Annotated in this window: 15 protein-coding genes; 8 read left to right on the forward strand and 7 right to left on the reverse strand. The window is 44.5% G+C overall.

Annotation, left to right across the window (positions count from 1 at the left end):
* The 6 genes from L865_RS0114775 to L865_RS0114800 form a co-directional block, all read left to right on the forward strand.
* Positions 1 to 319, forward strand: a 319-nt coding sequence (locus tag L865_RS0114775) for an IS3 family transposase (protein ID WP_028773939.1), incomplete at its 5' end; no start/stop codon positions are given.
* Positions 320 to 488: 169 nt separating this feature from the next.
* Entirely contained in the window at positions 489 to 806 is a 318-nt protein-coding gene (locus tag L865_RS0114780) for an ArsR/SmtB family transcription factor (RefSeq protein WP_028773940.1), read from the forward strand.
* A gap of 40 nt (positions 807 to 846) precedes the next feature.
* Entirely contained in the window at positions 847 to 1,086 is a 240-nt protein-coding gene (locus L865_RS0114785) for a thioredoxin family protein (RefSeq protein WP_028773941.1), read from the forward strand.
* A gap of 29 nt (positions 1,087 to 1,115) precedes the next feature.
* A complete protein-coding gene (locus L865_RS0114790) occupies positions 1,116 to 1,598 on the forward strand; it encodes a nitrophenyl compound nitroreductase subunit ArsF family protein (protein WP_028773942.1) in 483 nt (160 codons plus the stop codon).
* Positions 1,599 to 1,604: 6 nt separating this feature from the next.
* On the forward strand, positions 1,605 to 2,297 hold the full coding sequence (locus L865_RS0114795; protein WP_028773943.1) for an aromatic aminobenezylarsenical efflux permease ArsG family transporter: 693 nt from the start codon (positions 1,605 to 1,607) through the stop codon (positions 2,295 to 2,297).
* Positions 2,298 to 2,301: 4 nt separating this feature from the next.
* Positions 2,302 to 3,294 (forward strand): permease, encoded by a 993-nt coding sequence (locus tag L865_RS0114800; protein WP_028773944.1) that lies wholly within the window; start codon positions 2,302 to 2,304, stop codon positions 3,292 to 3,294.
* Between the two features lie 93 nt (positions 3,295 to 3,387).
* Here L865_RS0114800 and L865_RS0114805 read toward each other — a convergent pair whose 3' ends face one another.
* The gene (locus L865_RS0114805) at positions 3,388 to 3,786 is read right to left on the reverse strand and encodes a DoxX family protein (RefSeq protein ID WP_028773945.1); all 399 of its coding nucleotides are present in this window, start codon (positions 3,784 to 3,786) and stop codon (positions 3,388 to 3,390) included.
* A gap of 23 nt (positions 3,787 to 3,809) precedes the next feature.
* A complete protein-coding gene (ohr, locus tag L865_RS0114810) occupies positions 3,810 to 4,232 on the reverse strand; it encodes an organic hydroperoxide reductase Ohr (protein ID WP_028773946.1) in 423 nt (140 codons plus the stop codon).
* A 217-nt stretch (positions 4,233 to 4,449) separates the two neighbouring features.
* Here ohr and L865_RS0114815 point away from each other — a divergent pair, with 217 nt between their 5' ends.
* Positions 4,450 to 4,941, forward strand: a complete 492-nt coding sequence (locus L865_RS0114815; protein ID WP_028773947.1) for a hypothetical protein — start codon at positions 4,450 to 4,452, stop codon at positions 4,939 to 4,941.
* Positions 4,942 to 5,078: 137 nt separating this feature from the next.
* On the forward strand, positions 5,079 to 6,110 hold the full coding sequence (locus tag L865_RS0114820; RefSeq protein ID WP_084632552.1) for a lipid A deacylase LpxR family protein: 1,032 nt from the start codon (positions 5,079 to 5,081) through the stop codon (positions 6,108 to 6,110).
* Between the two features lie 23 nt (positions 6,111 to 6,133).
* Here the strand turns inward: L865_RS0114820 and L865_RS0114825 are convergent, their stop codons facing one another.
* The 5 genes from L865_RS0114825 to L865_RS0114845 form a co-directional block, all read right to left on the reverse strand.
* Complete coding sequence (locus tag L865_RS0114825) at positions 6,134 to 6,955, reverse strand: hypothetical protein (protein ID WP_211237703.1); 822 nt, start codon at positions 6,953 to 6,955, stop codon at positions 6,134 to 6,136.
* Positions 6,956 to 7,021: 66 nt separating this feature from the next.
* Positions 7,022 to 9,217: a cation:dicarboxylate symporter family transporter gene (locus L865_RS0114830; protein ID WP_028773950.1), complete on the reverse strand. Its 2,196-nt coding sequence runs from the start codon at positions 9,215 to 9,217 to the stop codon at positions 7,022 to 7,024.
* A gap of 80 nt (positions 9,218 to 9,297) precedes the next feature.
* On the reverse strand, positions 9,298 to 10,431 hold the full coding sequence (bshA, locus tag L865_RS0114835) for an N-acetyl-alpha-D-glucosaminyl L-malate synthase BshA (protein ID WP_028773951.1): 1,134 nt from the start codon (positions 10,429 to 10,431) through the stop codon (positions 9,298 to 9,300).
* Between the two features lie 399 nt (positions 10,432 to 10,830).
* Entirely contained in the window at positions 10,831 to 11,115 is a 285-nt protein-coding gene (locus tag L865_RS23940) for a DUF333 domain-containing protein (protein ID WP_037471286.1), read from the reverse strand.
* Positions 11,116 to 11,193: 78 nt separating this feature from the next.
* Positions 11,194 to 11,856, reverse strand: coding sequence for a hypothetical protein (locus L865_RS0114845; RefSeq protein WP_028773952.1), 663 nt, complete (start codon positions 11,854 to 11,856; stop codon positions 11,194 to 11,196).
* Positions 11,857 to 12,044: the final 188 nt, after the last annotated feature.

Genomic DNA, 12,044 nt, shown 5'->3' on the forward strand with positions numbered 1-12,044 from the left:
AAAAGTGCTAATACATTCCGATCAAGGTGTGCAATATACCTGTTCAGATTGGCGTAGTTTTCTTAAAGAACACAACCTTGAAGCAAGTATGAGCCGCAGAGGGAACTGCCATGATAACGCTGTTGCAGAGAGTTTTTTCTCACTCCTAAAGAAGGATAGAGTTAAGCGAAAAGTCTATAAAACCAGAGATGAAGCACGCTCAGAAATATTTAACTATATCGAATATTTCTATAATCCAGTGCGCCATCATGGTAGTAATAACGGACTGTCACCAATGAAGTTCGAAAAGCAGTATTTTGAGAAACTAGAAAGTGTCTAGATAACTAGGGGCTTACCACTGTGATCAGAAACTACAATTCCTACATCGTTGGGCTAAGAAGTGTTTCTTGGCTCACAGATTTCTACTTTGCTCTGCAAATCTCCTTGCTCAACCAATAACATTTGGTTATTTTGCTAAATAAGAAAATGTTGACTGAGATAAGCACCTTATGACTGAACAACAACTACTGCAATTAACTGCCCGTGCGGCAGTGCTAAAAGCACTGGCTCACCCCACAAGGTTATGGTTAGTGGAACAACTGCAGCAACAAGAGCGCTGTGTTTGCGAATTAACCGATGGGGTCAACACCGATATTTCCACAGTGTCTAAGCATCTCAGCGTGTTGCGCCATGCAGGCATTATCAGCAGCCGTCGTGAAGGCAAGCAGATCTATTACCGTCTGCAAACACCCTGCTTGCTAAAAATGCTTAGCTGCGTTGAAAACGTGATTGAGCAAAATGCATCTGCTCAGGCCAAGTTAGTTTAGCTAAACAGTTCGCAATAATGATCAAATCTGAGGTATGAAAATGAATATTGAAATTTTAGGTAGTGGCTGCAAAAAGTGTACGAATCTCGCCGAGGAAGTCTCACAGGTTGCCCAGCAAATGGACAGCGAGTTTAACTTAGACAAAGTCACGGATATGGCAAAAATTCTTGAGTACGGCGTGATGTCAACACCCGCTATTGTCATTAATGGCGCGGTCATTACCGCGGGCAGTGTGCCGTCAACAAAAGAGATTGAGAGCCTACTGCAAGCCCATTGCTAACACGTCACAACAAATTGGGGGATTTGAACATGACAACTTCTAAACAAGTGATTAAGTGGCTAACAGCCCTTGCCGTTTTACTTAGTTTAGCTTCATCACCACTATACGCCAAAAGCGACTTAGCGATTGCGCCAACAATTATCACGCTGGCTGACAACCAAGTATTGGCCGTGTACTACTTTCACGGCAATGTGCGCTGCCACTCTTGCAAACAAATAGAAGCACTCACCCGTGATGCCATTGAACAGGCCTATTCTCCGCAGTTACAAGCTGGGCAAGTAAACTTAACCATGGCCAACCTAGAAGCGGACGGAAATGCTCACTATATTGCCGATTTTCAATTGATCACCCGCTCAGTGGTTATTGCGGTTGAAGAAGCCGATCAGATAGTCGAATATCATCGCCTCGACGGAGTGTGGCAGCTTTACAACCAACCTCAACAGTTCACCAATTACATCTACCAACAAATAGGCAGCCTAATTGGCGAGCCGCAAACCCAGCTACCAGGATAAACAGTCATGGTTGAGTGGTTTATTATATTAGGCAGTGCGCTATGGTTTGGCGTGCTGACCTCAATTTCACCGTGCCCGCTTGCCACTAATATTGCTGCGGTATCGTTTCTCAGTAAGCAGGTTAATCACACCACCCAGTCGTTGTGGATGGGCGCGGCATACAGTAGCGGTAGAATGTCGAGTTATATGGTGCTAGCAGCATTACTGCTGTACGGCGTTGCCTCAACACCTAAGCTGTCTCACTTCCTACAAACCCAAATGAACATCCTACTTGGGCCAGTACTGTTGTTAGTCGGGGCTTGTTTGCTTGGGCTTATTCGCCTGCCAAGCAGTTCGTGGGGGTTATCAAACCAACTGCAGCAGCATTTAGCCAAGCAGGGTCAATGGGGCGCGTTTGCGCTGGGCAGTATTTTTGCACTGTCTTTTTGCCCCACTTCTGCGGCGTTATTTTTCGCCTCTTTATTACCGTTAATCATGGCGCAGCAATCAAGCTTTTGGGTACCTGCCATCTATGGTGTTGGCACCGCAATGCCGGTGCTCATTATCAGTGCGTTACTCACATTGGGAACGATTCAGGTAGCCAATATTTATAACCAATTAACCTTGGTTGAACGTTGTGCACGCCGCGCATCCGGAGCTATTTTCTTGCTAGCAGGGTTTTACTACTGCTGGCTCTACCTGATGCCATTTTTAAGGTAAGTCTATGTTTATTTGGTTTACATTACTGGCTGATTGGCTAGTTTATGATTGCTTAGGGCTTTCGAATCAAAGCCAGTTAGCCCAAGCGCTGCATTTTTTTGTTGAAGATACCAGCAAGATTTTCGCCCTGCTGATAATAATGATTTACGCGATTGGCTGGCTGCGCGCGGCGTTGAATGTCGAGCGAGTTCGCGGATATTTAGCCGGCAAGCCAAAATGGATAGGCTATACCATGGGCTCAGGTTTTGGCGCTGTCACGCCGTTTTGCTCATGCTCCAGTATTCCTGTGTTTCTTGGTTTTACCTCGGCAGGCATACCTATTGGTATCACCATGGCTTTCTTGCTCACTTCACCGTTAATTAATGAAGTGGCAATTTTACTGCTGTTTAGTTTGCTTGGGCTAGAAATTACCTTGCTTTACATCGCTACAGGCATGGCTATTGGCATTGTAGGTGGCGCTATTCTCGATCTATTAAGGGCTGAGCGTTGGCTACAACCGATCGCCGCCAAGGCCTATGCAATGGGGCAAGAGTCCAGCCAAGTGGCGACAAATCCGGCCAATGGCAACGCAGAGACAATCACCTGGCGACATCGGCATCAGTTTGCTAAATCTGAAACCAAAGAGATTTTTGGTCGGGTATGGAAGTGGGTGGTTATCGGTGTTGGTCTCGGTGCCGCATTACATGGGTTTGTGCCAGCCGGTTGGCTAGAGGCAAACTTAGGTGACGGTCAATGGTGGAGCGTACCACTGGCCGTTTTGGCAGGCATACCGCTGTACGCCAATGCCACAGGAGTCATCCCAGTCATGGAAAGCTTGCTGATACAAGGAGTACCACTTGGGACGACATTGGCATTTTGCATGAGCACGGTAGCAGCCAGTTTTCCAGAATTTGTCATGCTTAAACAAGTGATGCAATGGCGATTGTTAGCGCTGGTTTTTGCGCTGTTGCTCACATCGTTTACGCTAATGGGTTGGGTGCTTAACCTATTGCAGTAGTTAACACATTGCTGCAGAACCATGGGAGCTTTTCTATGATTCTGCAGTAATAAGTACATTAAGCAGTAAATCGGCAAGTTAATAAAGCATCTATCACTTAGATGCTAATATGGTCTTGCTGTTGTGACTGTGTCCCGCCAATACCAATAACCCAGCTAATATGCCCAAGTTTTTGACAAAGTTTTGCATCTCATGAGCCGCTTCTATACCGCTAAAGTTCCAAAAATCATGCAGACACAAGTTGATGACCACAACCATCAAAGCTAAACCCAGTGACACCATATAAGTATAGCGATTCGCTAATAGGGCAATAGCGGCTAAAACCTGTAGGGTGCCCGCCACGGCTAATAGCGGTTCAATTGCCGGCATGTTGTGCTTGGCCATCAACGCCACATGCATGTTCCAGCTAACAAACTTCATGATCCCGGGTAGCAAGAAATACAGCGCCAGCATCACCCGGCCGGCAGTCACTAACATATTGGCTTTGCTCATAAAGATTTCCCTATCGTGGCCAATTAAATCACTACACCGTTAACAGTCAGCGCCACATCAATGTTACCGCGCACCGCATTGGAATAAGGACAGACTTGATGTGCCAGCTTCACTAATTGCTGTGCTTGTGCCGCTTCGAGGTCAAGTTGAACATCAAGACTCACGCTAAGAGCAAAACCACCGGCTTCACGCGGGCCTATGCCAACCAGTGCGGTTACAGGTGCTTGCTTAAGGGCAACTTTAGATTCACGAGCTACATGCAAAATAGCATTAGAGAAGCACGCACTATAACCGGCCGCAAACAACTGCTCGGGATTAGTGGCCTCACCCGTTCCGCCCATGGCCTTAGGGTAACTTAATGCCACATCAAGTAGGCCATCGTCAGATTTTACGTTGCCGTTGCGCCCTGCACTTGCTGTGGCTTGCGTTTGATAAAGTGTTGTCATGGTTAATCCTATATTTGGCTATTTCATCGTATGTGGCGGCAAACACTTAGGTTGCGCACAATCTATTTTACAACGATACCAGCAAATTAAATTGCGCACAATTTAAATATCGAGATTCATTGGTGATTAAAAAACCATCGCATTCAGGTTCAGTTAAGGCGCGCCTCTCTACACTAGCCGCAACTACACACCAAAACATCAAATGAGGACAACCAGTATGAAGCAAGTTATCATCATTTCGACATTATTGGGTGCCGCGGCTTTCGGTGCACTTGCGCTGACAACTAACGTTGCTGATGCACAAGAGTTAAACCGTGATACTTGGACTCAAGTTGAAGACGGCAAACGTGAACAGGCCGCTATTATTGCTAAACTGGGCTATCAACAGATGCGGTTGGTCGCAATGGGTGATGAAGCTGCAGTGTTATTTACCAATGTAAATGATCAACTGTATTGCAACCGCCAAGATGCACTGTTCGAACCGATTGAGGCAAGCATCAATGTTAATTTAAACATGAATAATCAATCACAAACTGTATCACTGCCCGCTAAAATTGGTTGTGAGGCCGGATACTCTTTTGCATTAGTAGAAACCGACCAAAGCCAACAATTGATTGCGATGATGCAAGATGCAAAATCACTGCAGTTTTACGATCAAAGCTATTCACTAAAAGGCTTTGATGAAGCGGTTCAGTCGGTGATTGACTAGCTGCGCAATATATTCACGTAGCCGTTAAGCCTACTAGTTTTATAATGCGCTACAAAACGTCACAGTAAAACACTTTGTCTCTGCCATCGTGGGCGATATGCTTAAGCTATCACCCACACAACCTAAGGTGGCAATGGATGCAACACCCCAAACTCTGCGCAGATAACCTACTTTCCATTGCAACTAACTATGCTGGTAAGTGCAGCGTCAGCATGTTGTTCCCGGTATTACTGCTTATGGGCGCCCCAGCTCAAGCGGGGCAATGGCATTTACAACTCGACAACGACATTATTTATGGAGATGACGGTAATTATACCAATGGAATGGTGCTGGGTTGGTCAGCCGACTTACAGCAAGACTTAACTGCTGCCCCACGCTGGTTTCAGTGGCAAAATAAAGCCATGTTTAACCAAGACGTGACCCTCCAAAATTGGGGGATAACGTTAACCCAACAGATGTGGACGCCAGGCGAGATAGAATTAGACACCCCCCAGCCCTATGATCGACCTTATGCGGGCTACCTAGCCATTGAAGCTTTTAGTGCAAGTTACCATGACTCTCTTGCCCAAAAAAACTGGCTATCAGTCGGCGTAATTGGTCCAGCTTCGGGCACAGAGCACTTACAGAGTTTTGTGCACAAAATCACCGGATCAAGTGAGCCTAAAGGCTGGGATCATCAAATAGGCAATCAACTAACCCTACAAGCGGCATATGAAATTGATACGCTACTGTATCGCCAAAGCATCACTGAGCAAACTCAGTGGGAACTGTCTGGTTTTGGTCATGCTCAGGCAGGAAATTTTCGCAGCCAAGCAGATGTGGGGATGATCGTCCGCTGGGGTAATCAACTCAGCAATAACTTTGGCCACTTAAGCCAGCATACTGGCCACGTAGGGAACATAACCAGTGTCAGTCAGTCCAGCAGCTGGTTTACTTATGCGCGCGGTTTTGTTGGATATCGATTTAACGATTTAACCTTAGATGGCGATCTGAGTTACGACAGCCATGCCGAGCTAGAAAACAAACAAGCAGGGTTAGATATTGGTATTGTATGGGCCCAGTCAAACTGGTCAGTAGCATGGCGCTTTGCCACCTACACCAAAGAGTATCAGTCCGATCCAGACAGATGGCATGGCTATGGCTCGCTGCTTTTTGCCTGGTCGCTGTGATCAATGACTTTAGAAGCTAGAATCTAAAAACTAAAAGCCCAACCCAACATCGGCCCTTGTTGAACAAAGTCCATTGTTGAAGAGATCCCCTCTTGCTCAGTATCGTTACCTATTTGCAGGTAACGATATCCAAACCACACATTATGCAAATGACCAAAACGATACAAGCCCACGGCATTGAAGCCATAATTGCGATCATTGTCACCGACAATTTTGCTGTCTGCCGATATACCAAGTCCCCAATTATCCGTTAACCAATAGCGATATGAAATACCCACCAGCCAATCAAATTGATGCGATTTCGATAAAGGTATATTGGCCTCTACCTGAATCAGCCCTTCATCGACCACAGGTCTTACGTATAAATCAACTTGATTGAACACATGTCTGACACCTGTCAGTAGCCTTAGGCCAGGATAGACCTCATAACCAACCAATAGGTCGTTAACTGCCATATGCATATCTGTTTCGATAGAATGCTCGGGCGCAATAATCCCACCAGTAATTGGGCCTTTAAGGCCTTCGGTACGGGTTTCACTTCTTACATGCAGATAATTAACCCGCAAACTATATAACCAGCGACCTTTCTGCGCATACAGTTCGCCAATAACACCAAAGGTCAAATTATCGAGAATATTTTCAAACGGCACTTCAATATCTACACGTTCACTATCGGCTTCAATTTCGCCTTGAATACTTGGTGCCCAAATCATTGGAAATGCCACCAAGTAATGCCAATCATCTGCAGCTTGTATATAGCTCTCGGGGCCGATTTCATAATCAACTTGACCATAAACAGGCATAGTTAGCCCGTAAAAAGCCATCACTGCTGCAAACTTTGGCACATATCGAAACACTCTACTGAACGTCTGCAACCTATTCCCTCACTCTCATTACAGGTTCGTTATGGCTTAATCTTCAACCCAGTGCAGCACATCTTTTATCACCGACCATCGAGGTTGTTTGGGCTTGGCATTTTCACCCAGAATCCAATAATTATACAGTTTATCGACGTAGCCACTCGATTTTTGCAGCTCTAGCCAGCTGTTCATAAAGCTTTGTAATGATTGATTTTCCAACGCCACCACATAAGATGCAGGAAAGGAGCGGATCTCTTCTCGATTATATAAAGTCGTATAGCTAGGATACAAAATAGTCCACGTTTTTCCTGCCTCTAAACTCAATAATAACCCGTCCCACGTCTTGCCATCATCGTCAAAAAACACTTTATCCGAGGCAATACTGTCAAACTGCCAGTGTGGGTATTTGAGCTTAAGCATAGGGATAATGGAGTAATCACCCACCGAGGCAACTCGCAAATTAAGTTTGTTGATTTTCTCGGGCGTATCAAAGTCATCTGCGCGGTGATCTTTCACTACAAAGGTATAATGCAACGACAGTACCGGATTAGTGAAACTGACATACTGCAGACGCTTAGTTGTCATTTGAATGCCCGATATTGCCAAATCAAATTGCGCCGTGTTTAACGAATCCACCGCGGTATTAGGGCTATAGGGGATAAACTTAACTTCAACCCCTAACTCTAAGGCGAGCTTTTTCATCATCTCAATATCAAAACCTACCAGTTCATCCTTAGCGTTAAAGTAAGAGAACGGCACCTGAATCGGGTTATAGCCGACTCGCAGCTCGCCACTATCTACAATTTGCTTAATTGAACGTGGCTCGCCCGCCGCGATTGGCGTAGCATCAAGATCGATACTGGCCTCTGGAAGTTTAGTTGCCGCACTCATGTGCGCTACGACTTCATCCATTTTGTATTCGGTATTAACAATCTTATTCAGCGCCATTGATGTCACCAAGAGGCAGACACCAAATACCACCGGGGTCAATGCACTGTATATCAGCAAACGTCTCATGCTGACTTTAGCAATACCGGCCAACATGGCGGTGCCGCCCACCGCAAGAATGAAGATGTTCATTGCCGCTAGCAATGACGTAAAGCGACTGGTAAACAGGCTCGACACCATATAAAGCTGGAACAGATCTGATGATAACTCCAACGAATCAAGCAACATTGGAATAGTTAGGTAAACACTACCAAATAAGCTAATTAGTCCATTAACAGCCATTGGGAAATAGGTAATAAAGTCGAGTTCCTGGCCCGAGAACCATGCAGCAAACAGGACAAAAACAATGGTTAACAGTTTGCCCAAATTAGGGAAACTAAACACCACAGGCACAATAATATTAGCGTAATCATCGGTGTCTTTATCACCTAAATTATACTTATGGAACAAATCTTTAGTTCTTTCAATTAACAGGGGTAATACGATAAAGATATTGCCTGCTGCAAATGCGGTAATAAGTGCATCTTTTGCAATGCCAGAGATATCGCGATACGAGAACGGCGTAATAACCGCAATCAGTGCTGGTAAAACCCAGTAAGTTAACAAGCCTGTCATCACCACATGTGCAGCAAAGTAGACTTGTAACTTTTGAAATTCATCAAAATCCATTGTACCGGCCGTTGCAGCCGTCATGGCAAATATGCCTATCGGCATCATAGTCACAATGTACTGGGTCACTTTATTGAAAGAGGCACCAAGCAATTGCATCGGCTTTAGCAAAGACTCTTTATCATCGATGGAAATAAGCGCAATACCCGTCGCCACACAGAACAATACAATGGCTGGAATGTAACTATTAGACAGCGAGAAGAAGGGGTTTGATGGAATGTATAAATCTAAAATATTGACCGACTTTGGATCTTCCAGTGCCGTTAAGCTGAAGAACTCACCGGCAACCCAGTCGGGAAAAGTATACTTAATCATATACATAGCAACCAGGCCAAACAGCCAAATCACTAACATGAGCTTACCGACCTTCACCCCTAATGAACGCGCCTGATCATAGGTAAGATTACCTAAGCTCGAAATCAGTGAAACAATAATATAAGGAATAATGGTCATTTGCAGTAGCTTGATAAAGGCATCACCAATTACCGACATCCACGCCAAACGTTCACCGAAAAACAACCCACTAATAATACCAGCCGCGAATGACAACAACACAATTGTCGACATACTCATTTTTTTCTTAGGAGCTGCTGGGCTCACGTCTGCTTCTGTTGTGGTTTTTGCTGTCATAATGACATCCTATTCTCTTTAAACGGCGAACAATCGTTACCTGTCTGCTTTACCGAAATGACCCACTTGCTTCAGCACGGCTACGATGCGGAAAACTCATCGATTGCTTCGCTATAGGTGGCTAAGTATTGTGCTATTTTTTCTTCAGGATTAAATAACTGTGCGGCCCGCAAACGCCCGGCCTGCCCCATGGTTTGTTGCAGATGATCATCGGACAGAATAGTGACAGTATGGGCTGCCAGCTGTTCGATGTTGTCGGGCTCTGTCATCAACCCGGTGACCCCATCTTGCATCACTTCAGGAATGCCATCGACGTTACTGGTCACTGTTGACACCGCACTGGCCATGGCTTCGAGCACAACTAAACTAAAGGACTCTTTATAGCTAGGCTGGATCACGCAATCGGCATTGGCTAAATAGGACTCAACATGGGTCACATCCCCTAAAAAGCTCACTTTATCGATGATCCCTAAGCGTCGACACTCGACCTTAAGGCCATCAACATCCGGACCTGAACCCAACAACACTAAACGCGCATCTAATTGTTGCTGAACAATATTAAACGCATGCACCACGGCTTGGGTGTTTTTAATGGCGCGAAAATTGGACACATGCATAATGATTTTTTCATCATCGCCGGCCAAAGTCCTTCGTACATCCGTTGACGCATTGTCAGGGGTGAATACGGCTAGATCGATAAAGTTGTGAATGACTTCAATAGGATTAGAAATTTCAAAATTCTGCTTTATGTACTCACTTTGAAAAGCTGATACCGTAGTGACTTTATCACTTTTATTGATACTAAATTGGTTCAATGGATACAAGGGTTTATCTTGGCCGATAACCGTGACATCTGTGCCATGAATAGTCGTAATAGTGGGGAATTTGTGCTGGCTAATTTCACAGGCTAAGTATGCACATAATGAGTGTGGAATCGAGTAATGTGCATGTACCACATCAAGTTGATACTGCTCCGCCACCTCAACAATTTTCGCTGTCAACGCAAATGTGTATAACGGATCGGTAAACAGCGGGTAATGAATCGCTTCAACACTGTGAAAGTGCACATTGTCTAAATCTTCTAATAATTTAAATGGGCGAGTTCGAGAAATAAAGTGAACTTCATGCCCTTGTTTGGCAATACCAAGGCCTAACTGTGTGGCTACGAGGCCAGATCCACCAATACTGGGGTGGCAAACAATCCCTATGCGCATATCCCACCTTAATCATGTTAGCAAAAAGTTATAGCTACATTATTGGAAACTAACATTAAATTTTGATTTCAACAAAAAAATCTTATCTTCATGCTACTAAAGACTTAGAAATCGATTTTAGGATGTTTATTCAGCATAGTTCAGCTGTGAGATAATTGTGGAGGCACTTATTAAACATGCACTTTGGAAAGAACAGGCTGAGTGATGACAGAACTTAACCCAAGGTAGGCATAGCAGTATTTCAAATCCATGCAAATTACTTACCTTGTTAGCAACAGCCAATTAAGCCACACAACGAAAAGATAAGCGCGCTACACCTTAACCAACAAAGCAAAAAAAGTAGCGCTATTACAGCAATACCTTTAACTTGGTATGGCTTGTAATAGGGTGTTTTCCGCTTTAAAAAAGTTGTTCTCTACGATAATAAAAAAGCCAATGCTCAATCAGTTGATCGTCAAGCAGTTCACAAACATCAATCCACTCATCATCGAGTTCGACCTTACGTAACTGACCATTTTGTTCAACGCAATAATCAGCCGCTGGATTGCTTTGGTTTAGCATCACATTAGCCGTTACCTCTGCGTGAATTGGCGAGGTATGGCACACTAATATTATTGCGGTCCAATACACCAGAAAAATACTCAATAAGCCCGTTAGTGCCCAGCCAACATTCGCTTTATTCATCACAACTCCTCAGCGGTTATCACTTAGTAGCGCACCCAACTAGCAAGGCTAGTTGGGTGCGCTTGTGACCGTATATACTTAAAAACGATAACCTACGGTGAACATCACAGTGCCAAGGTCTTTGTTGTCATATCCATTTTTGAAACGCTTCGAGCTCATCGAGCCTTTGTCATTGTTGATATAACCCGAGCCATTCACTTTCATGTCACGGTCACCACTTTGGAAGGTGTAATGTAAGTTGAAGTTAAACCCATTATTTAAGTAGTACCCGATGCCCACCATCGGGCTGAACTCATAACTGCTACTCGCATTTAAACCTAACCCCATATCAGCTTGCACCGCAGACCCCGGCATTGTTGCTGCTTGAAAACCTGCATTGGCACGATATTTCGAAAAATCAGCCCCCGCTTTGACCGCTAAGTGACCTCTGCCAACAGCAAATTGGTAACCGACGTATAATGAGTGTGCCTTGTACTTATCATCAGAATAGGCATTCACTTGTGCCGAGCTTTTTTCAAGACCAACAGACTCAGATAGTTGTGAACTATTCGCACCACCGGTATAGGTATAGCCAAACAGTACATCACTATAGCCAAGCTCAATACCCGCTGCGACATTGGATTTAAATGCCTTATTATGGGATACACCCAACAAAGGGTTTACGGTAAGCTCTGCTGCATGACTAACAGAAGATACTGAAACTAGACCCGTAAGCGTGGTAACAAGTAATAATTTTTTCATTTGCTCTCTCTCACATATTAAAATCGACAACAGCTATTGAGTAATACAGCTGACAACAGCAGCATTAGCTGAAACAGAATTTTCATCCGCTGCCCTATTGATGAGCGAATAATATGGAATGAGAATTTACTAAGCATTACTAAGTAAATTAGTAATGTTTGTAATAAGCGATAATGGCAAACTGTTCA

The sequence above is a fragment of the Shewanella waksmanii ATCC BAA-643 genome (assembly GCF_000518805.1).
GTDB lineage: Bacteria > Pseudomonadota > Gammaproteobacteria > Enterobacterales > Shewanellaceae > Shewanella > Shewanella waksmanii.

Coding starts and splice junctions, on each gene's coding strand:
- L865_RS0114780 (WP_028773940.1), top strand. CDS start 489: ATGACTGAACAACAACTACTGCAATTAACTGCCCGTGCGGCAGTGCTA.
- L865_RS0114785 (WP_028773941.1), top strand. CDS start 847: ATGAATATTGAAATTTTAGGTAGTGGCTGCAAAAAGTGTACGAATCTC.
- L865_RS0114790 (WP_028773942.1), top strand. CDS start 1,116: ATGACAACTTCTAAACAAGTGATTAAGTGGCTAACAGCCCTTGCCGTT.
- L865_RS0114795 (WP_028773943.1), top strand. CDS start 1,605: ATGGTTGAGTGGTTTATTATATTAGGCAGTGCGCTATGGTTTGGCGTG.
- L865_RS0114800 (WP_028773944.1), top strand. CDS start 2,302: ATGTTTATTTGGTTTACATTACTGGCTGATTGGCTAGTTTATGATTGC.
- L865_RS0114805 (WP_028773945.1), bottom strand. CDS start 3,786: ATGAGCAAAGCCAATATGTTAGTGACTGCCGGCCGGGTGATGCTGGCG.
- ohr (WP_028773946.1), bottom strand. CDS start 4,232: ATGACAACACTTTATCAAACGCAAGCCACAGCAAGTGCAGGGCGCAAC.
- L865_RS0114815 (WP_028773947.1), top strand. CDS start 4,450: ATGAAGCAAGTTATCATCATTTCGACATTATTGGGTGCCGCGGCTTTC.
- L865_RS0114820 (WP_084632552.1), top strand. CDS start 5,079: ATGCAACACCCCAAACTCTGCGCAGATAACCTACTTTCCATTGCAACT.
- L865_RS0114830 (WP_028773950.1), bottom strand. CDS start 9,217: ATGACAGCAAAAACCACAACAGAAGCAGACGTGAGCCCAGCAGCTCCT.
- bshA (WP_028773951.1), bottom strand. CDS start 10,431: ATGCGCATAGGGATTGTTTGCCACCCCAGTATTGGTGGATCTGGCCTC.
- L865_RS23940 (WP_037471286.1), bottom strand. CDS start 11,115: ATGAATAAAGCGAATGTTGGCTGGGCACTAACGGGCTTATTGAGTATT.
- L865_RS0114845 (WP_028773952.1), bottom strand. CDS start 11,856: ATGAAAAAATTATTACTTGTTACCACGCTTACGGGTCTAGTTTCAGTA.